The 20,775-nt window shown below is 72.0% G+C and carries 10 protein-coding genes; 3 read left to right on the forward strand and 7 right to left on the reverse strand.

Annotated elements, in window-relative coordinates; genetic code table 11:
• Nucleotides 1-35: 35 nt before the first annotated feature.
• The 6 genes from ABZ194_RS09385 to rplM form a co-directional block, all read right to left on the reverse strand.
• Nucleotides 36-11,777 carry a putative Ig domain-containing protein gene (locus tag ABZ194_RS09385; protein ID WP_355594145.1) on the reverse strand — a complete coding sequence of 3,914 codons (11,742 nt, stop codon included), beginning with the start codon at nt 11,775-11,777 and terminating at the stop codon, nt 36-38.
• A complete protein-coding gene (locus ABZ194_RS09390) occupies nt 11,770-12,762 on the reverse strand; it encodes a hypothetical protein (RefSeq protein ID WP_355594147.1) in 993 nt (330 codons plus the stop codon). The genes ABZ194_RS09385 and ABZ194_RS09390 overlap by 8 nt, the downstream gene beginning before the upstream one ends.
• A gap of 21 nt (nt 12,763-12,783) precedes the next feature.
• Complete coding sequence (locus tag ABZ194_RS09395; protein ID WP_355594149.1) at nt 12,784-13,014, reverse strand: hypothetical protein; 231 nt, start codon at nt 13,012-13,014, stop codon at nt 12,784-12,786.
• A 192-nt stretch (nt 13,015-13,206) separates the two neighbouring features.
• Nucleotides 13,207-14,562, reverse strand: coding sequence for a phosphoglucosamine mutase (gene glmM, locus ABZ194_RS09400; protein WP_355594151.1), 1,356 nt, complete (start codon nt 14,560-14,562; stop codon nt 13,207-13,209).
• Nucleotide 14,563: 1 nt separating this feature from the next.
• Nucleotides 14,564-15,088 carry a 30S ribosomal protein S9 gene (gene rpsI, locus ABZ194_RS09405; protein WP_355594153.1) on the reverse strand — a complete coding sequence of 175 codons (525 nt, stop codon included), beginning with the start codon at nt 15,086-15,088 and terminating at the stop codon, nt 14,564-14,566.
• Between the two features lie 69 nt (nt 15,089-15,157).
• A complete protein-coding gene (rplM, locus tag ABZ194_RS09410; RefSeq protein WP_355594155.1) occupies nt 15,158-15,601 on the reverse strand; it encodes a 50S ribosomal protein L13 in 444 nt (147 codons plus the stop codon).
• A gap of 422 nt (nt 15,602-16,023) precedes the next feature.
• On the opposite strand from rplM, the gene ABZ194_RS09415 reads away from it, so the two are divergent.
• The 3 genes from ABZ194_RS09415 (at nt 16,024) to ABZ194_RS09425 (ending at nt 19,810) form a co-directional block, all read left to right on the forward strand.
• Nucleotides 16,024-16,740, forward strand: a complete 717-nt coding sequence (locus ABZ194_RS09415) for a CAP domain-containing protein (protein WP_355594157.1) — start codon at nt 16,024-16,026, stop codon at nt 16,738-16,740.
• A gap of 35 nt (nt 16,741-16,775) precedes the next feature.
• Nucleotides 16,776-17,720 carry a hypothetical protein gene (locus ABZ194_RS09420; protein WP_355594159.1) on the forward strand — a complete coding sequence of 315 codons (945 nt, stop codon included), beginning with the start codon at nt 16,776-16,778 and terminating at the stop codon, nt 17,718-17,720.
• 104 nt (nt 17,721-17,824) lie between these two features.
• Nucleotides 17,825-19,810 (forward strand): hypothetical protein, encoded by a 1,986-nt coding sequence (locus tag ABZ194_RS09425; RefSeq protein WP_355594161.1) that lies wholly within the window; start codon nt 17,825-17,827, stop codon nt 19,808-19,810.
• Between the two features lie 73 nt (nt 19,811-19,883).
• Here ABZ194_RS09425 and truA read toward each other — a convergent pair whose 3' ends face one another.
• Entirely contained in the window at nt 19,884-20,774 is an 891-nt protein-coding gene (truA, locus tag ABZ194_RS09430) for a tRNA pseudouridine(38-40) synthase TruA (RefSeq protein WP_355594163.1), read from the reverse strand.
• Between the last annotated feature and the right edge of the window lies 1 nt (nt 20,775).

Consider the following 20,775-nt stretch of genomic DNA (forward strand, 5'->3'; position numbering starts at 1 on the left):
CGTGGTTCGTTTCGGGTGCCGGGAACGGCGGCATGTCAGTTGGCCGTCGCGATGTAGTCGAGCGTGGCCGAGTAGCCGCCGGAAGGGACGAACGGAATGTCGACCTCGTAGTCGTTGCCGATCGCGTCCCCGCCGGGGACGGACGCGCCGGACTGCTGGTGGACGAGGAGCGGGGTGGTGGAGGAGAGGGGGGAGAATGTCTGCGCGCCGTTCTCGCGCACCCGCAGATTGCCGATCGGGATGCTGAACGTCTCGCCGGACATCACCGCGGTGAGCTGGGGGGAGTTGGCCCGCACGGTGACGCTGTAGCCGTCGGAGCTGTTCGTGGTGACCGTCATCGTCACGGCCCCGTCGCGCCGCGCGGTCGTCCCCGGGGTGCCGGACAGGGTGAAGGCGTCGGTCAGGTCGGTGAGGGTGATGGTCTCGTCCGTCACGGCGGTCGAGACGGCGCAGCCGGGGTCGGTGCCGCCGGTCGGGCAGGTGCTCCCGGTGATCGCCGAGGTGACCCGGTTGTCGAGGACCCTGTCTCCGGTGACGGGGCCGTCCCGGAGTGCGACGGTGAAGGCGACGACCGTGCTCGCGCCCACGGGCAGCGCCCCGGCCCAGGTCAGACGGTCACCGGCGTAGGTGAGGGTGCCGGTGGTGGCGGTCGCGTCCCCGTTGTAGACGGCGTCGTCCAGCACGCCGCCCAGCAGGCCGACGAAGGTGGCCGCGGTGTAGGGGACCTCACCGGTGTTGGTGGCCGTGATCGTGTATCCGACCCGCCCGTCCTCGACGATGGTCCCGCTGTTGTCCGAGGTCACGGTGATGGTGAGAGCGGGAACGAGGACGGTGACGGTCGTGGTGCACCGGGTGTCGGTCCCTCCGGCGGGGCAGGTGCTCCCCTGCGCGGATGAGGTCACGGTGTCGGTCAGGGTCTTGTTCCCCGGCGGGGGGTAGGAGGCGGTGACCGAGTAGGTGACCGTCGCGGTCGCGCCGACCGCCAGGTCACCGCTCCAGGTCAGGGTGGAGCCGGCGTAGGTCACCGTGCCGGTGGTGGCGGTCGCGTCACCGTTGTAGACGGCGTCGTCCAGCACGTCGGCCAGTGGGTCGGTGAACGCCGCCCCGGCATACGGGGTCTCGCCGGTGTTGGCGAGTGTCACCGTGTAGTGGACGGCGTCGCCCGCGGCGACGGTGCCCGTGTCGGCGATCTTCGTGATCGTCAACTGCGGGACCAGCACCCGCACGAGCGTGGTGCACGCGGGGGCGGTGCCGCCCGCCGGGCAGGTGCTGCCCGGTGAGGACGAGGTCACGGCGTTGGAGATGGCCTTGTCCCCGGTGTCCGGGTCCTTCACCGTGATGGAGTAGGTGATCGTGGCGCTCGCGCCGACCGCGAGGGCACCGGTCCAGGTCAGGGCGGGTTCCGTGTAGCCGACGACACCGGTGGAGGCGCTTATGTCACCGTTGTAGAGAGCGTCGGTGAGCACCCCGTCGAGGCTGTCGGTGACCGAGGCGTTGGAGTAGGCCGTCTGCCCGGAGTTGGTGACCGTGATCGTGTATCCGACCGTGCCGCCGGGGGTCGTGGTCGCCACATCGGCGGTCTTGACGATGCTCAGGGCGGGAACGAGGACGGTGACGGCCACGGCACAGGTCGGATTGCCATTCCCCACGGGGCAGGTGCTCCCCTGGGCGGAGGAGGTGACCACACTCCTCATGACCTTGTCGCCCGGGTCGGGGTCGCGCACGGTGACCGAGTAGGTGACCGTCGCGGTCGCGCCGACCGCCAGATCCCCGGTCCAGGTCAGGGTGGAACCGGTGACCGTCACGCCACCGGAGTCGGCGATCACGTTCCCGTCGTAGACCGCGTCGTCCAGCACCCCGGCCAGCGCGTCGGCGACCTGCACCTCCGTGTACGGGGTCTGCCCGGTGTTCGCGACCGTGACCGTGAACCGTACGGTACCGCCGGGGGTGGTGGTCACCGCGTCCGCGGTGGTGGAGACGGCCAGCCCGGGGATGAGGACGGTCACCGTGGAGGAGCAGGCGGAGGCGGAGCCGCCCGGCGGGCAGGTGCTGCCCGGCGCGCTCGACGAGGCGACGCCGAGCAGGGTCCTGTCGCCCGGGTCGGGGTCGAGCACGGTGACCGAGTAGGTGACCGTCGCGGTCGCGCCGACCGCCAGATCCCCGCTCCAGGTCAGGGTGGAGCCGGCGAAGCCGACCGTGCCGACACTCGCGGTCGCGTCGGCGTTGTAGACCGCGTCGTCCAGCACCCCGGCCAGCGCGTCGGCGACCTGCGCCCCCGTGTACGGGGTCTGCCCGGTGTTCGCGACCGTGACCGTGAACCGTACGGTGCCGCCGGGCGTGGTGCTGACGGTGTCGGCGGTCTTGGTGATGTCCAGGACGGGAAGGAGTACGGTGACCAGCGCCCAGCACTCCGGGGCGGTCGCGCCCGCCGGACAGGTGCTGCCCAGCGTGTCGGAGACCACCGCGTTGATCATCTGCTTGTCACCCGGATCGGGGTCGCGGACGGTGACCGAGTAGGTGACCGTGGCGGACTCGCCGACCGCCAGATCCCCGTTCCAGGTCAGGTGGGAGCCGGTGAGGGTGACCGTACCCCTCGTCGTGGCGGCGTCGGCGTTGTAGACCGCGTCCGTGAGCACCCCGGCCAGGGCGTCGGTGAACGTCGCCCCGGCGTACGGACTCTCCCCGGAGTTGGTGACCGTGATCGTGTAGTGCACCGTCCCACCGGGCGTGGTGGTGGCCCGGTCCGCGGCCTTGACGATGGCCAGGACGGGGGTCAGCACGGTGACGGCGGTGGCGCAGACGGGGTCGGTGCCGCCGACGGGACAGTTGTTCCCGGAGGCGGAGGAGGTCGCGGCGGTGGTCATCAGGTTGTCACCGGTCCGCGGGTTGTTCACCCTCATCGACGCGGTGACGGTCGCCACCTCGCCGACGGCGAGGCCACCGCGCCAGGTCAGCCTGCCCTCTCCGGGGATCAGGACGACGCCGCCCGCCGAGGCCGCCGCGTCACCGTTGTAGGTGGCGTTGTCGAGCGCCCCGGTGAGGAGGGTGTCCACGCTGAGATCGGGATACGGTGTCTGCCCGCTGTTGGTGATCGTGATCGTGTAGTGCACCGTCCCGCCGGGCAGGGCGGTGACGACGTCGGCGGAGTTCACGACCGTCACCCGTGAGACGAGGACCGTCCCGGCGCAGCGCGGGTCCGTGCCGCCTGCCGGACAGGTGCTGCCGGGAGTGGCGGAGGTGACGGTGCCGGTCAGCCTCTCGTCTCCGGTGTCGGGGGCGTTCACCGTGACGCTGTAGGCGATGGTGGCCGTCTGGCCCGGGTTGAGGTTCCCGGTCCAGGTCAGGTCCGAGCCGGCGAAGCCGGCCGTGCCGACGGTCGCGGTCGCGTCGGCGTTGTAGACCGCGTCGTCCAGCACCCCCGCCAGCGCGTCGGTGAACGTCGCCCCGGCATATGGAACCTGTCCGGAGTTGGTGACCGTGACCGTGTAGGGAACCGTCCCCCCCGGTGCGACCGAGGCGACGCCCGCCGTCTTGGCGATGGTCAGGGCGCGGGTGAGGACGACGACCTTCGCGCTGCAGGCCGCGTTCGCGCTGGCGGGCGGGCAGGTGCTTCCCGCGACGGTGGAGACGACCGAGTTGATCAGCAGTTTGTCGCCGGTGTCGGGATCGTTCGCCGTGACCGAGTAGGTGACCGTCGCGGTCGCGCCGACCGCCAGATCCCCGGTCCAGGTCAGGTCCGAGCCGGCGAAGCCGGCCGTGCCGACGGTGGCGGTCGCGTCGGCGTTGTAGGTCGCGTCGTCCAGCACCCCGGCCAGCGGGTCGGTGACCGTCGCCCCGGTGTAGGGGACCTGCCCGCTGTTGGTGACGGTGACCGTGTAGGCCACCGTGCCGCCCGGGACCGTCGCGTTCACGTTGGCGCTCTTGGTGACCGTCAGTCCCGGGGTCAGGACCGTGACGGTGGTCGTGCAGTCGGGGTCGGTGCTCCCGGTGGGGCAGTTGCCTCCCGGCGCGGAGGAGGAGACGGAAGTGGTGATCACCTGGTCGCCCGGGTCCGGGTTCTTCACGGTCAGGGTGCCGGTCACCGTGACGCTTCCGCCCACGGGGATGTTGCCGGTCCACTCCAGCGCGGTGGCGCCGACGGACAGCGATCCCGAGGTGGCGCTCTGGTCCCCGTTGGGGACGGCGTCGTCGAGGGCGTCGGCGGCGTGGAAGAGGACGGTGATCCCGAGATACGGGGTCCTGCCCACGTTGGTCATCACCCCGGTGAACCGGATCACGCCTCCTGGCTGCACGGTGGTCACGTCGGCGGTACTGACGATCTCCAGTCCGGAGACGGTCACCCTGGCCGCGCAGCGGGGGTCGGTACCGAGCAGTGGACAGTTGCCGCCCAGCGAGACCGACGTCAGGGGGTTGGTGAGGATCCCGTCGCCGGGGTTGGGGCTGCGGACGGTCACCGAGTAGGTCACCGTGGCCGATCCGCTCGCCGGAACCGTGCCGGTCCAGGTCAGCTCCGAGCCGATGACGGCGACGAGACCGGTGCTCGCGGTCGCGTCCCCGTTGTAGGTCGCGTCGTCCAGCACCCCCGCCAGCGCGTCGGTGAACGTCGCCCCGATGTAGGGGATCAATCCGGTGTTGGTGACCGTGACCGTGTAGGTGACCGTCCCCGCCTCGACGGTCGAGGTCACGCCGGCCGACTTGACGAAGGTCAGCGTGGAGGCTTGGACAACCGCGACGGTGGCCGTGCAGCGAGAGTCGGTTCCGCCGGCCGGGCAGGTGTTGCCGGGGGTGGCCGAGGAGACGGTGCCGGTCAGCGTCCGGTCACCGGTGTCGGGGTTGTTGACGGTGACCGAGTAGGTGACGGTCGCGGTCGCGCCGACCGCGAGGTTCCCGGTCCAGGTCAGGTTCGGGCCGGCGAACGAGACAGCGCCGGTCGTCGCGCTGCCGTCGGCGTTGTAGACCGCGTCGTCCAGCACCCCGCCCAGCGCGTCGGTGAACGAGGCTCCGACGTACGGCGTCTGACCGGTGTTCGTGGCCGTGACCGTGTAGGTGACCGTGGCGCCCGGTGTCGCCGTCGCCGAGGCCGCGGTCTTCGTGATGGTCAGCGCCGGGGTCAGCACGGTGACGGTCACCGAGCACCGCGAATCACCGCTCGCCGGAGTGCAGTTGGCCCCGACGTTGGTGGAGGTGACGGTGTCGACCAGCGTCCGGTCACCGGTGTCGGGGTTGTTGACGGTGACCGAGTAGGTGACGGTCGCGGTCGCGCCGACCGCCAGATCCCCGCTCCAGGTCAGGGTGGAACCGGCGAAACCGGCCGTACCCGCGCTCGCGGCCACGTCCCCGTTGTAGACCGCGTCGTCCAGCACCCCCGCCAGCGCGTCGGTGAAGGACGCCCCCGCGTACGGGGTCTGGCCGGAGTTGGTGACCGTGACCGTGTAGCCGACCGTGCCGCCGGGGGTGGTGACCGAGGTGTCCGCGGTCTTGGTGATCGTCAGGCCGGGGACCAGCACGGTGAGCAGGGCCGTGCAGCGGGGGTCGGTGCCGCCGGAGGGGCAGTTGTTGCCGGGCGCGGCGGAGACCAGGGTGCCGGTGAGGGTCCTGTCGCCGACGGGCGGGTTCTTCACGGTCAGGGTGCCGGTGACCGTGACGACGCCGCCGACGGGGATGTTCCCCGTCCAGGTGATCGTGCTGGCGCCGAGCACCAGGGTTCCCGAGGACGCGGTCTGGTCCCCGTTGGGGATGGCGTCGTCGAGGGTGCCCGCGGTGGGGCTGGAGACGGTGATCCCCGTGTAGGGGGTCTGCCCGGTGTTGGTGAACGTGGCGTTGAGGCGCACCACGGAACCGGGTGTCGTGGTGGATCCGACGTAGCTCTGGGAGAGGACCAGCCGGGCGACCGGCACGGGAGCCGAGCACCGGGTGTCGGTGCTCCCGCTCCCGCAGTCACTGCCCGGCGTGGCCGAGACGACGGTACCGGTGAGCAGGGCGTCTCCGGTGTCGGGGTTGTTGACGGTCACCGAGTAGGTGACGGTCGCGGTCGCGCCGACCGCCAGATCCCCGGTCCAGGTCAGGTTCGGGCCGGCGAACGAGACACCGCCGGTCGTCGCGCTGCCGTCGGCGTTGTAGACCGCGTCGTCCAGCACCCCCGCCAGCGCGTCGGTGAACGTCGCCCCGGCGTACGGCGTCTGCCCCGAGTTGGTGACCAAGACCGTGTAGTGCACGGTCGATCCGGGCGCGGTGGCGGCGGTGTCCGCGGTCTTGACGATGGTCAGGGCCGGCACGAGGACGGCCACCGTCGTGGTGCACCGGGGATCGATGCCACCGGCCGGGCAGGTGCTGCCGGGGACTCCCGAGACCACCGTGTTGACCATCTGTTTGTCTCCGGGGTCGGGGGCGCGGACGGTCACCGAGTAGATGACCGTCGCGGTCGCGCCGACCGCCAGATCCCCGGTCCAGGTCAGGGTGGAACCGGCGAAACCGACCGTGCCCACGCTCGCGGTCGCGTCGGCGTTGTAGACCGCGTCGTCCAGCATCTCGGCCAGCCGGTCGGTGACGACGGCGCCGGTGTACGGTGTCTGCCCCGAGTTGGCGATGGTGAGCGAGTAGCCGACGGTGCCACCCGGCGTGGTCGTCTGGGTGTCCGCCGTCTTGGTGATGACCAGTGCGGGGACGAGCACGGTGACCCTGGTGTTGCAGGCGGAGGCCGTGCCGGCCGGCGGGCAGGTGCTGCCGGGGGCGGTGGAGGTGACGGAGGTGGTCAGGATCCTGTCACCGAGGTCGGGGTCGTGCACCGTGATCGAACCGATCACGGTGACCGACTGGCCGATCGCCAGATAGCCGGTCCACACCCCCCTGCCGTCGGCGGTCAGGGCGAGGTTGCCCGAGCTGGCCGTGAGGTTGCCGTTGTAGTTCGCGTCGTCGTTCACCCCGGCGCCGTCGATCGTGAAGTCCACCCCGGTGTAGGGGGTCTGCCCGGTGTTGGTCAGCGTGATGGTGTACGACACGACCCCGCCCGGTGTGGTGGTGGTCACGCCCGCGGTGTTGGTGATCGTCAACTGGGGGAGCAGGACGGTCACGGTACTGGCGCAGCGCGGGTCCGTGCCTCCGTCCGGGCAGGTGCTGCCGGGGGTGGCCGAGGAGACGGTGCCGGTCAGCGTCCGGTCACCGGTGTCGGGGTCCTTCACCGTGACCGAGTAGGTGACCGTCGCGGTCGCGCCGGCCGCGAGGTTCCCGATCCAGTTCAGGGCGGATCCGGTGAAGGACACGCTGCCGCTGGTCGCGCCGCCGTCGGCGTTGTAGACCGCGTCGTCCAGCACCCCGCCCAGCGCGTCGGTGAACGCCGCCCCGGCATACGGCGTCTGCCCCGAGTTGGTGACCGAGACCGTGTAGCGCACGGTCGATCCGGGCGTGGTGGTCGAGGTGTCGGCCGTCTTGGAGATCGTCAGCCCGGGGATCAGGACCGGGACGGTGGTGGTGCAGGCGGGGGCCGTACCGGTGGTCCGGCAGGTGCTTCCCGCCGCGGTGGAGGTGGCGGTGGCCGCCAGGAGCCTGTCACCGGGGTCGGGGCTGGTCACGGTGACCGAGCCTGTCACGGTGACCACCGCGCCCAGGGCCAGGTCACCGGTCCAGGTCAGGGTGCCGTTGGCGAAGGTGACGCCGCCCGATGTCGCGACCGCGTCGCCGTTGTAGGTCGCGTCGTCCAGCACACCCGCGAGGGAGAGGGTGAAGCCGGTCCCCGCGTAAGGTGTCTGGCCGGTGTTGGCCGCGGTGACCGTGTAGCGCACGGTCGATCCGGGGGTCGCGGTGGTGACGTCCGTACCGGTGGTGATCGTGAGCGCCGGGACCAGAACCGTGACGGAGGCGGTGCACGGCGCGCCGGGGTTCCCCGCCGGGCAGGTGCTGCCGGGGGTGGCCGAGGAGACGGTGCCGGTCAGCGTCCGGTCACCGGTGTCGGGGTCCTTCACCGTGACCGAGTAGGTGACCGTCGCGGTCGCGCCGGCCGCGAGGTTCCCGATCCAGTTCAGGGCGGATCCGGTGAAGGACACGCTGCCGCTGGTCGCGCCGCCGTCGGCGTTGTAGACCGCGTCGTCCAGCACCCCGCCCAGCGCGTCGGTGAACGCCGCCCCGGCATACGGCGTCTGCCCCGAGTTGGTGACCGAGACCGTGTAGCGCACGGTCGATCCGGGCGTGGTGGTCGAGGTGTCGGCGGTCTTGACGATGGAGAGCCCGGAGACGGTGACCGTTGCGGTGCAGCGGGGGTCGGCGCCGCCGGGCGGGCAGACGCTGCCGAGGGTCGAGGAGGTCACCGTGTTGGCCAGCGTCTTGTTACCGGTGCCGGAGCCGGCCACCGTGACGGAGTAGGTGACGGTGACGGTGGCACCGGCCGCGAGGTTCCCGCTCCAGGTCAGGGTGGGGGTGGTGAACGAGACCGTGCCCGCGGTCGCGGTGGCGTCCGCGTTGTAGGCGGCGTCGTCCAGCACGTCGGAGAGCGGGTCGGTCACCGTCACGCCGGTGAGCGCGCTCGATCCGGTGTTGCCGACGGTGACGGTGTAGGTGACCTTGCCGCCCGGCGTCGCGGCCGAGAGGTCGGCCGTTTTGACGATGACCAGGGGTCCCGCGATGACGGCGAGCGTCACCGCCCTGGTGGCCGTCTGGCCGACCGCGTCGATCACCTGAACCGTGAACGGGTAACCCCCCACGGTGGTGGGCGTGCCGGACAGCACCCCGGTGGCGGTGTTAAGGGTCAGACCCGGCGGCAGACTACCGGCCGTCACAGACCACGCGAACGGCCCCGTCCCCCCGGTCACCGTCAGCGGAACACTGTAGGCCACCCCCACCTGGGCCGCCGCGAGCGCGGGGAACGTCAGCGTCGGCTGCGCCGCGATCGTCAGGGCGACCGTCTTGACGGCGCTCTGGTTCTGGGCGTCGAGCACCTTCACCGTGAAGGTGTAGGCGCCCGCCGTGGTCGGCGTGCCGGACAGCACCCCGGTGGCGGCGTTGACGGTCAGACCCGGCGGCAGACTACCGGCCGTCACAGACCACGCGAACGGCCCCGTCCCCCCGGTCACCGTCAGCGGAACACTGTAGGCCACCCCCACCTCCCCCGCCGGCGGCGCGGGGAACGTCAGCGTCGGCTGCGCCGCGATCGTCAGGGTGACCGCCTGGGTCGCGCTCTGGCCGACGGCGTCGGTCACCTTCACGGTGAAGGTGTAGGTGCCCGCCGTGGTCGGCGTGCCGGACAGCACGCCCGTGGAGGCGTTGAGGGTCACTCCCGGAGGGAGCGTGCCGACGCTGACCGACCAGGTGAACGGCGACGTGCCACCCGTGACGGTCAGCGGGACGCTGTAGGCGGCTCCCACCTCCCCGCTCGGCGGCGCGGGGAAGGACAGGCTCGGCGAGGGGTTGGGGACGACGCTCGCGGAGAGGGCGGACGGCGGGCCGGATCCCGCCGCGTTCTGGGCGGTGACGGTGAACCGATAGGTGGCCCCGGGGGTGAGACCGGTGGCGGTCTGGGTGGTCCCGGTGCCGGTGAACGTCTGGGGCGCTTGCGCCACACCGTTGATGTACGGCGTCACGACGTAGCCGGTGATGGTGCTGCCGCCGTTGCCGGGGGCGGTCCAGGTGAGCGTCGCGGCGGAGTCGCCGGCACTGACCGCGGTGATGACGGGCTGGCCGGGGACGGTGTAGGGGACGACCGCCGCGGACGCCGGACTCGCCGATCCGGTGCCGAAGGCGTTCACCGCCGCCACGGTGAAGGTGTACGACACGGCGGGCGTGAGACCGGTCAGCGTCCTGGTGGTGGCCGAGGCGTCATAGGACACGGGGGTCTGGGCCACGCCGCCGATGTACGGGGTCACCACGTAGCCGGTGATGGTGCTGCCGTTGCCGCTCGGCGCCGTCCAGGTCACCGTGGCGCTGGTCACCCCGGCCGTGGCCGTGGGGGCGGCCGGGGCCGCGGGCGCGGCGGCGTAGACGTAGGTGGCGGCCGAGGCGAGCCCCTGGGTGACGACGGTGACCTTCACCGTCGCGGCGGTGGAGCGGGCGGGCATGGAGGAGATGCCGAGCGTGCCGTCGCCGTTGACGGTGAAGCAGCCGGCGGCGGGACCGGACGCGCAGGGCAGCAGGACCACGGGGGTGCCGGCCTGCTGCTCGGCGGTCGTGCCGATCTCGATGGCGGTCGCGCCCGCGATGTTCGCCCCGCTCACGACCACGGCGTTGCCGCCGGCGGTCGAGCCCAGGGTCGAGCTCAGCGTGATGCCGCTGGGCGCGGTGGGCAGCGTTCCCACAGTCGTGGCCGACGAGTAGCCGGGGTTGGCGTCGATGGACGACGCCGTGGCCACGGTCGTGCTCTGGACCAGCGCCGGTGTGACGGAGCCTCCGGTGACGACGCCCACCACGGTGAGCGAGGGTAACGTCGCCCCGGCCGCGAACGGGGTGTTGCCGTTGGTGCACGTTATGGACCGCCCGGACGGCGCCGCGCAGACCCATCCCGTGCCGTACGCCCCCACGGGCACCGTCCCGGCAGGCAGGGTCTGGGTGATGGAGACCGGGGAGGTCTCCGGCAGGCCCGCCGCGACACCGGCGACGACGTTGTAGGTCACGGGGTCACCCTGCTGCAGTGTCGCGGCGTTGTAGCTGGTCTGCGCGACGGTCAGCTGGGGGACGGCGCTGATGGTGGCCACCTCCGCCTCGTCGACCTCGTGGAAGTCGGTCAGGGCTCCGGTGGAGCCCACCCAGCCGAACACCAGCTGCCGGGGGATCCCGTTGCCGTTCAGCCAGCTCGACGGATAGAGGCCGGCGGGGACCGTGGGCAGCGTGCCGGTCAGCGTCCTGGTCGCGCCGCCCACCAGGGTGACCACCACCTTGTAGCCGCCTGCCGGGATCGTCATGCCGGCGGCGGTGGTGAGGACCGCGTTGGTGGGGTTGACGCCGACCTGGACCGGGACGGCCGTGCGGGCGGTCGCCCGCAGGGCGAGAGCGGTGGCGCTCGTCGAGGAGGCCGTGCTGTTGATCGCGCAGTAGCCGACGGTGCCGTTGCCGGGGCCGCGCACCACGACCTGGCCGGGCACCCGGACGCTGCCCGTCCCGATGTAGGCCGGGTTGGTGCAGCCGCTCCCCTGGTAGGTGGAGTTGCTGAAGTTTCCGTACACGTCGAGGCCGACGCCGAGATAGCCGTAGGCCATGCCGGAGAGGCTGCTGGTCGAGGAGTAACCGAGCCCGCCGCCCAGCTGGCCGATGTTGGCCGGCGACTGGGGGTTGGCCGGGTCGACCGCCGCCAGCACGAAGCCCAGACCGTCGGCGGCGGTCCCGCCGTACTGGTAGGTGCTGAACGTCACGTCGAGGCCCTGCGAGGTGGGCACGCTGGTGGCGCCGAAGACGCCGCCCGCCTTGCTGGCCGCCGCGTTCGTCAGGCGCAGCTTGCCCGAGCCCTGGCTGTCCAGGTTGCCGCTGCAACTGCGCAGTACACCGGTGGTGATGTTTCCGGAGGCGGTCAGACACGCGAAGTTCGTCGTGCTCGAACCGCTCGGCATCGCCGGCAGCACCACGCTGCCGGTGCCGTTCGCCGTGTTGTTGTGGAACGGCTGGTCGAACAGGACGGTACCGGCCGCGGAGGCGGGCGTGGGTGTCACCGTGACCGAGGTGCCGGTCAGCGCCGAGGCGGACAGGGCCAGCACGAGAGTCCTGGCGATCCCCCGCCCGCGCCGGAACATCGGTCCCCTGCGGCCGGGCGTGCGGCGGCGCGGCGGCGCGGATCGCTTTCCCCCGCGGGCGTCGTCAGTCATCGCCGCCCCCGTGGGCGGCACCCATCGCGCCGGCCACCGCGACGACACGGGCCCGATGGCCTCGGCGCACGGACCGGACGAGCAGGAGCGCCAGGGCGAGCGCGATGAGCGGGACGGCGAGGAGATGAGCGGGGAACACCACGATCGTCACCGTCAGGGCCCGGACCAGGCCGCCGGGGAGTGGCACCGAGACCGTAGCCCGGCAGACGCACATGGTCGGTGGATCCCATCGGGTGGTGACCTCGCGGGTCGCGCCGCGCGTCACGGTGAAGCCCGGGAACGGAACGTCGGCCCCGTTCACCCGGACGCTCAACCGGCCGGCGCCGAGGAAGTCCCGGTGCGCCGTCCCGGTGCTGCGGATCCCGGCGGTGATCGGCACGGGCCCGCCCACGGCGAACCCGGGCGCCCGTAGCGCCGTCACCTCCGCCGTGTCGTGGGCGTACCCGGGAACGCCGATGAACAGTGGCACGCCGACCCCCCGGTTGATCCTGATGGCGCCCTCCCGCGCGCCCGCGTCCACCGTGAAGACCAGGGCGACCTGGTGGTCACCGGGCTCCGGGGCGTCCGGCACGGCGATCCGGACCCTGACCCGCCGGGTCGCCCCGGGCGCCAGACGGAACTCCCCCGGGACCGCGGTGACCCAGGTGGACGCCGAGTAGGGCGCCCTCTCCCGGAGGACCACAGTGCCGCCCTTGTCCGTGGTGAAATCCGACTTCTCGACGTGGACGTCGATCGGGGCGTCGCCGCCGTTGGTGACCCGGAGGACCCGGGGGGCGCCAAGCTCTCCGGGAGGGACGACGAGCCGGGCCGGGGTCACCGACAGTGAGAAGCCCGGTCCGGAATCGGAGCCGGCCAGAACCCTCTGGACCACCGGAGCCGCTGAGGCCACCGGAACGGCCAGGACCACCGGAGCCGTCGCCCAGAGCGGGCCCATCGCGACCAGGCCGGATGCGGTCGCGACCGTGAACCGGCTGCGCTGGATCACCGTGAACGCCACGATATGGGGTCACGCCCTACAGGAGGACCACGTGGTGTCCGAGCGGCCGGACGGGCGCCCCTCGTGACGGACGGGCATGGGCATCCGGCCACCGACGAACCCGGCCTGGGAGGGGTACGGCTCCGCGCCGGAGGAGATCACGGCACCCGCCGTCATCGTGACGCCCGCCCCGGCCACGGGCCCGGCCCCGGCCACGGGCCGCCTGAGGCGTGGCCGCCGAATCTCCAAGGGTCCCAGCATTCGTTCCTCATTCACTCGCCGGTGGCATTCCTCCCGACAGGAGGGATCACTACAACCACTGAGAGTTTCTGATCAACTACTGAGAGTGTCAACGAATGCGGGGATTCGGCGTGGCGCCGGACAGGATGTTCCGGCTGTCCCGTCTTCTCCCCCGGCGCGCGGGGCACGCCGGGGGAGAAGACGAGCGTCGTCTCAGACGCAGGCCGTACGGACGACGTGGGCCAGCCGGTCCGCCATCTGCTCGGCCTGCTCCGCGGAGGAGGCCTCGACCATGACGCGGATCATGGGCTCGGTGCCGCTCGGCCGGATCAGCACCCGGCCGGTCTCCCCGAGCTCCGACTCCACCACGGCGACCGCCGCGGACAGCTCCGGAGCCGAGGCCTTCGCCCGGTCCACGTCCTTGACGTTGACCAGGACCTGCGGGAGCCGGGTCATCACCGAGGCGAGCTCCGCCAGCGGCCTGCCCTCCCGGGCGACGACCGCCAGCAGGTGGAGCGAGGTCAGCAGACCGTCCCCGGTGGTGGCGTGGTCGAGCATGAGGACGTGACCGGACTGCTCACCGCCGAGGTTGTGGCCGCCGGCCCTCATGGCCTCCAGCACGTAGCGGTCGCCCACGGCGGTCTCGATCACGTCGATGCCGGCGTTCCGCATCGCGATCTTGAAGCCCAGGTTGGACATGACCGTGGCGACCACTGTGTCGCCCGCCAGCCTCCCCTCGGCGTGCATGGCGGTGGCGAGCACAGCCATGATCTGGTCGCCGTCGATCACCTCGCCGGTGTGCGAGACCGCCAGGCAGCGGTCGGCGTCCCCGTCGTAGGCGATCCCGGCGTCCGCGCCGCGGGAGATCACGATCTGCTGGAGCCTGTCCAGATGGGTGGAGCCGCATCCGGCGTTGATGTTGAGTCCGTCGGGACGTGCCCCGACGGTCTCCACCCTGGCTCCGGCCCTCATCAACGCCTCGGGAGCCACCATGTGGGCGGCGCCGTTGGCGCAGTCGAGGACGATGTCCAGGCCCTCCAGGCGGCCGGAGACCGTGGACAGCACGTGGGACACGTAACGGTCGGCCTCGCCGTACGCCTCGCGCACGCGGCCGACCGAGGCGCCGACCGGGCGGTCCCACTCCTCGCCGAGCCGCCGCTCGATCTCGCCCTCCACCGTGTCGGGCAGCTTGTAGCCACCTTGGGTGAGGAACTTGATCCCGTTGTCCGGGGCGGGGTTGTGGGAGGCGGAGATCATCACGCCCATGTCGGCTCCGAGAGCCGTGGTCAGGTAAGCGACCGCCGGGGTGGGCAGCACGCCGAGCCGGAGAACGTCCACGCCGGACGACGCGAGGCCGGCGACCACGGCGGCCTCCAGGAATTCCCCTGAAGCCCGCGGGTCCCGGCCCACGACGGCGATCGGGCGGCCTCGCCGCCCGACGCCGGCGTTGAACGCCCCGGCGTCGCCGAGGACATGAGCCGCGGCCACGGACAGGTCCATGGCGAGCTCGGCCGTGAGGTCGCGACCGGCGACCCCACGTACCCCGTCGGTGCCGAACAGGCGCCCCAACTTAACGCTTGCTGTACTGCGGAGCCTTGCGGGCCTTCTTGAGGCCGTACTTCTTGCGCTCGGTGGCGCGGGCGTCACGGGTCAGGAAGCCGGCCTTCTTCAGCGGAGCGCGGTTGACCTCGACGTCCAGGGCGGTGAGCGCACGGGCGAGGCCCATCCGCAGAGCACCGGCCTGGCCGGTCACGCCGCCGCCGTCGATCCGGGCGATGACGTCGAACTGGTCCTCGGCGCCGAGCGTCACGAAGGGCTCGTTGACGATCTGCTGGTGGACCTTGTTCGGGAAGTAGACGTCCAGCGGACGGCCGTTGATCGTCCACTTGCCGGTGCCCGGCACGATGCGCACGCGGGCCACGGCCTCCTTGCGGCGGCCGGTGCCGTAGGAGTTGCCCGTCGTGATGGGCTTACGGACGGCGGCCTCGCCGCCGGCGGTGGTGGACTCGGAGGTGTACTCGGAGGGGAACTCCTCCGCGGAATAGGCTTCCTGCTCGCCCTCGACGGGCGTCTCGACACCGGTGGGCTCAGCCACGGTTCTCCTCTTACTTTCCTACTTGGCGTCGGCCGTCGGCCAACGCTACTGGCGATAAGCAGCTAGCGACTACTGGGCGATCTGGGTGAGCTGGAAGGGCACCGGCTGCTGGGCCTGGTGCGGGTGCTCGGAACCCGCGTAGACCTTGAGCTTCTTGATCATCTTCCGGCCGAGGGCGTTCTTGGGCAGCATGCCCTTGATCGCCTTCTCAACGGCGCGGTCGGGACGCTTGTCCATGAGCTCGCCGTAGGTCACCGAACGCAGACCACCGGGGTAGCCCGAGTGACGGTACGCCTTCTTCTGCTGGAGCTTGTTACCGGTCAGTGCGACCTTGTCGGCGTTGATGACGATGACGAAGTCACCGGTGTCGACGTGGTTGGCGAAGGTCGGCTTGTGCTTACCGCGAAGCAGGATCGCGACGTGGCTGGCAAGCCGGCCGAGCACGATGTCGGTGGCGTCGATGATGTGCCACTGACGCTCGACTTCGGCAGGCTTAGGTGTGTACGTGCGCACGGTCGTATGCCTTCTTTGCTCGCGTCTTCGGGGCCGCCGGAGATGACGGCAACGTGGTCGGTAGGTGCGGGCACACGACAGCCCGGACCTTCCGTCTCCCACGGTTCAGGAGATGACGCCGGACGCGCCGCGTATCGGTCCACGGAGGAGACCAATTCGCACACAACGAACTAGCAGGATACCGGCGGGGATGAGCACGGGTCAAAAAGACGGCACACTTCACCGGTGTCCCCGGACAGTCTACCCACGTCCGGGGAGTGCCCGGGGCCCGCCGCACCCCGGCCGGCCCCTCAGCCCTCACAGAACGGTTCCGACACGTTCTCGACATTCTCTTCTTCCTCGCCACAAACATCTCTATCTTTGGCAGCGGTATGTGGCAGTCCTCCAATCCTTGGCATACCCAGCGGACCAGCCTGCGCCGCATGGGGCTGTTCACGTGCCTGATGACGGTGCTGCTGCTCGGGTTCCTGATCGGCCGGGGGAGCCGCGACGAGGCGACACCCGACCAGATCTACCTGAACAACACCGGGCCCGCCAAACCCACCGCCACCCCCGGGGCCGAGTACGGCGGCGCCGACCGCCGCGCCCCGCTCGGCCGGGTCCTGCGCCCCACCGCGTCCCCCGTGGCACCTCGGGAGCAGCCCAGCCCACGCGCCAGCCGGTCCCCCCGCACCTCGGTCGAGGGCTACCAGGGCGACGACGAGTCCCGCCCCATCATCAGCGGCGGGCAGCGGGAGAACGCCGCCCCCTCCTATCCGCTCAGCGCGCTGGAGAACGAGGTCGTCCGGCTGGTCAACATCGAGCGCCGGCGGTCCGGGTGCGCGCCGTTCCGGATCGACCGTCGGCTGACCCGGTCGGCCAGGGAGCACTCCGCCGAGATGGCGCAGGAGGGTGTCTTCTCCCACAGCTCCCCCGACGGCGCGTCCCCCTGGGAGCGGATGGAGGCCGCCGGCTACCGCGACGGGGGCGCGGAGAACATCGGCCGGGGCTACACCTCGGCCACCGAGGCGGTGCGGAACTGGATGACCACCGGCAGCAATCGGAGCAATCTCCTCAACTGCCGGCTGACCACCACCGGCGTCGGGGTCGTGGACGGTCCCGGCGGCCCCTGGTGGACACAGGACTTCGGGTACTCCTGAGTGAATCGGCCGGTGATCAGGGTTAGTCTCTGCCCATGGGTTTTCCGGGGGAGCCGCCGCGCCGCCAGCCGTACGTCCAGCCGGAGGGACAGGTGCCGCCCGCGCAGGGCGAGCGCTGGTTCGAGTCGCCGCAGCCGGGCCACGCACCCGGACGCGCGCCCGAATCCACGGCCACCCCCGGACCGTCCGCTCCGCCGAGGCGCGCCCAGCCGCCGGAGCAGCCGCAGCAGGCGATGTGGAGCCCCTACGACGACGGCCCGCGCTCCCGGCGGCCGATCCTCATCGCGGTCGGCGCGCTCGGCGCGCTGGTCGCCGCGGGCGTCGGCCTGGCCATGCTCGCCGGCTCCGAGGAGCCTCCGGCGTCCGGTACGGCCAGCCCCCCGGCCAGCGCGTCCAGCGCCCCCGCCCCGCACACCCCCGGCGGCAAGTTCGGCTTCGCCGCCGCCCGTGCCACCGACCCTCACCCGCTCACGCTGAGCGAGCTGTTCAAACACAGGAAGGCGTCGTACGGCGGGCAGACCTACCTGATGACCACTCGCAGAACCGACAAGAAGTGCAAGGACGCCGTGGTGGGCGACAAGCTCCAGAAGGCGCTCACCGACGGCAAGTGCACCCAGATCCTGCGGGCCAGCTTCCGCGACGCCTCGGGGAAGATCATCGGCACCGTGGGCGTCGCCAACCTCAGGACGTCCGCGGCGGCGGCCAAGGTCGTCTCGGTCGGGGCCGGCAAGTCTCGGGAGGAGTACCTCAAGGCGCTCCCCGGTAAGGACACCGTCACCAAATTTCTCGGCACGGGTGAGGCGTTCGCGGGAGGGTGGCGGCACGGGCACTACGCGGTGATGGTCTGGTTCCAGTACAAGGACGGCCACCTGCCGAAGAAAGCCGAGGTCAAGCCGCTGAATCGGGCCGCCTTCGGTGCCGCCGACGCGACCGTCACGCCCGCTCTGGAGTCTCGATCGCTGACCGGCAAGCGCCCCTGACCAAAGGTTCAAGCAGTCGTTTTTCCCAATAAAACTGGCGGGCGATACGGCCAGGAACGCCCATACCCGCGTGCCGATCTCCGGCTGTCGCTACGCTTCCCCGTATGCGTGGCCAGGAATCCGGGTCCGAGCACGAGCGTGCAGCCGACGGTTCGGCCGTACCGGCGACGCCTCCGCCGAGTTTCGGCCAGCCATCGCCACACGTGCCACGGGCCGATCTCGCGGGTGACGACGCCCCCTCCTACGCCCCTCCGGCATGGCCGGAACAGGCATCGGGGACGGCCAGGGCGTGGACGGCCCCCGGTGACGACGGCTCCTCCTACGACTGGTTCTCCGACCCCGAGGACGACCTGCCCGCTCCATGGCCGGACACCCCCTACCACAGCCCGCGGCCGGACACCCGGCCCGGCGGGCGTTCAGACCCGCGTTCAGGCGCGCCCGAGGAACCTTCGGACCCGGGTTCAGGCACTCAACCCGGCGTGCGGCCCGTCCCGGGATCAACCCCTCGGCCGGGGGCGCGGTCCGGTCCGCAACCACCGCAGCCCCCGCCCCCTCCACCCGGCTTCCCGGTTCCCGCCCCGGCCCCGGGGTGGTCGGATGTCCCGCCTCCGTGGAACGGCGCACCGGGCGAGACGCCGCTGTCCACCGCGCCGATCGTGCCCGGAGCCCCGCCGTGGCAGCCGCCCCCCGCCTTCACGGCCGCGGCGGCGGGCATGCAGGTGTGGCCCTCCCCTGTCCCGGACGCGCACGGCACCCCGCGCCGGCCCGCGGCCACCGGGGAACCGATCTGGTCCGACCCCGAGGAGACGACGGGCCGACCGGCCGAGCCGGGCGACGTTCCCGTCTGGCCGCCCTCCGCGATCCCCCCTCACGACCCCGGCGCGGACACCGTCGGCGTCCGCACGGCCGGGCCCGCCGTACCCGGCCACCGGGAACCGGCGGATCCCGCGCCACCGCCCGGCCCCGCGGCCCAGCCCGCCGACCCCGCGGCCCAGCCCGCCGGAGCCGCGCGAGACCCCTCACCCGCACCGGAGCCGTCGCCACGGCCCCCCGCCCCTCTCCCCGCCCCCACCTCGGCCCCCGCCTTCGGGCCGCCGCTCCAACCGTCCATCCACCCCCCCGTTCCGGCCGCGCACGCCACCGAGCCGGGCGACCCCACGTCGCCCTCGGAGTCCGTGGAGTACGTGGAGTCCGTGGACCAGCCAACCCCTCCGGGAGGCATACCGGTGATCTCGCCGTCGTTCCCCCCCACCCCGACACCGCCGGCCTCGCCGCCCCCCACCTCCGGTGAGGTGGCGCTCCGCGGCGCGTTCACCCCGCCGTCGGCGGTCGTGGTCAAACCCCCCGCCGAACCGCCACCCCCGGTTCGCAGCCGGGGCGACATCATGCTGATCGCCACCGTGGTGACGCTGGTGATCAGTGGCATCGGCACCGGCGCCTTCTTCGCCTACGAGTCGTTCAGCGCCAAGAAGTCGGTCAGCGCGGCCGATCCGCCCTCCGGCTCCACCCCCTTCGACTCCGAGGGGGGTGTGACGAGCCCGATCGAGCCGGATCCGATCAACACCGAGGTACTCAACTCGGAGAGGACCGATCCGGGCAGGCTGACCGTGGCCGACGCCTTCGCCAAGAGGGTGACCCTGGCCGGGACCGTGTTCGTCCGGGTCAAGGCCGAGACCACCCAGAGATGCCAGGAGGCAGCGGCCGGCCAGTTCGCCGACACGTTGCGCAGCCAGGACTGCCGCCAGGTGCTACGGGCCACATACGTGGACGGCAGGAAGAAGTACGCCGTGACCACGGGGATCGCGGTGCTGCCCACCCGGGAGTCGGCGGTCGAGGTCGACCAGGCCAAGAACCTGAACAGCAACCTGTGGTTCCGCGGCCTGCCCGGGGCCTCGAACAGCGGAGCCGAGCGCGTTCACATGGCGGGCGGCTACGCGGCCGGGCTGCTCTGGGGCCGCTACATCGTGTTCAGCTACGCCACCTTCAGCGACGGCCACACCCCGACGGTGAAGGAGAAGGCGCTCGGAAGGGTCAGCGGCGCCTTCCGGGACGAGACCGCCAAGGTGGTGGAGCACCGCCTGACAGGCTGAGCGGGCGCCCGCCCGCCGGGCACACCCCCCGGGGGTTTCCCCGGGCGCGGCCCGCTCGGGGCGCAGGGCGGTCTCAGGCGCCGAGGGTACGGACCCGGCGGGTCTCGGCGGCCCGCCTGGCCAGCTCCCCCGCGTCCGGGTAGCGCACCTCCTCCAGGCAGAGGCCGTGCGCCGGTGCCACGTGCACCCCGGAGTCCCGTACGGCCCGCGTCAGCACCTGGCCGGGCCAGGCGGCCGGCAGGCGTCCCTCTCCCACCGGGAGCAGCGACCCGACGAGCGCCCGGACCATCGAATGGCAGAAGGCGTCGGCCACCACCGTCGCGACCAGGAGGTCGTCCCGCCGGACCCAGTCGAGCCGCTGGAGTTCGCGGATCGTGGTCGCGCCCTCGCGTTTCCTGCAGAAGGCGGCGAAGTCGTGCTCGCCCAGCAGGGCGGCGGCCGCCGCGTTCAGCCGGTCGGCGTCGAGGGGGCGGGGGTGCCAGACGACCTCGTGGCGGCGGAGCGGGTCGCCGCCGCCGGGGGCGTCGCAGATCCGGTAGGCGTAACGCCGTGACATCGCGGAGAACCGGGCGTCGAAGCCCTCGGGGGCCCTGGTGACACCGTGGACCCGGACATCGGACGGCAGAAGACCCGACAGTCTCCTGACGAGCAGAGGAAGGCGCTCGTCGACGCCCTCGGGGGTGGTGGGGTCGGCGAGGCCGTCGCCGGCGGGCGCCCCCCGCCGCTGCCGCCACTCCAGCGCGCCCAGCGCGCCGGTCTCCAGGTCGACGTGGGCCACCTGGCCTCGGGCGTGGACCCCGGCGTCGGTCCGCCCGGCCACGGTCAACGTCGGCGGCTCGGGAAACCTGAGGATCCTGCCGAACGCCTCCTCGATCTCGCCCTGGACCGTCCGCCGGGCCGGTTGCTTGGCCCAGCCGGAGAAGCCGGTGCCGTCATAGGCGAGATCCAGGCGCAGCCGTACCACG

This window comes from Streptosporangium sp. NPDC006007 (assembly GCF_040614315.1).
In the GTDB taxonomy this organism is placed as follows: Bacteria; Actinomycetota; Actinomycetes; order Streptosporangiales; family Streptosporangiaceae; genus Streptosporangium.

Bases quoted from the DNA above. Each gene is read 5' to 3' on its own strand.
- ABZ194_RS09385 (WP_355594145.1), bottom strand. From the start codon at position 11,777: ATGACTGACGACGCCCGCGGGGGAAAGCGATCCGCGCCGCCGCGCCGC.
- ABZ194_RS09395 (WP_355594149.1), bottom strand. From the start codon at position 13,014: ATGCTGGGACCCTTGGAGATTCGGCGGCCACGCCTCAGGCGGCCCGTG.
- ABZ194_RS09415 (WP_355594157.1), top strand. From the start codon at position 16,024: ATGGGGCTGTTCACGTGCCTGATGACGGTGCTGCTGCTCGGGTTCCTG.
- ABZ194_RS09420 (WP_355594159.1), top strand. From the start codon at position 16,776: ATGGGTTTTCCGGGGGAGCCGCCGCGCCGCCAGCCGTACGTCCAGCCG.
- ABZ194_RS09425 (WP_355594161.1), top strand. From the start codon at position 17,825: ATGCGTGGCCAGGAATCCGGGTCCGAGCACGAGCGTGCAGCCGACGGT.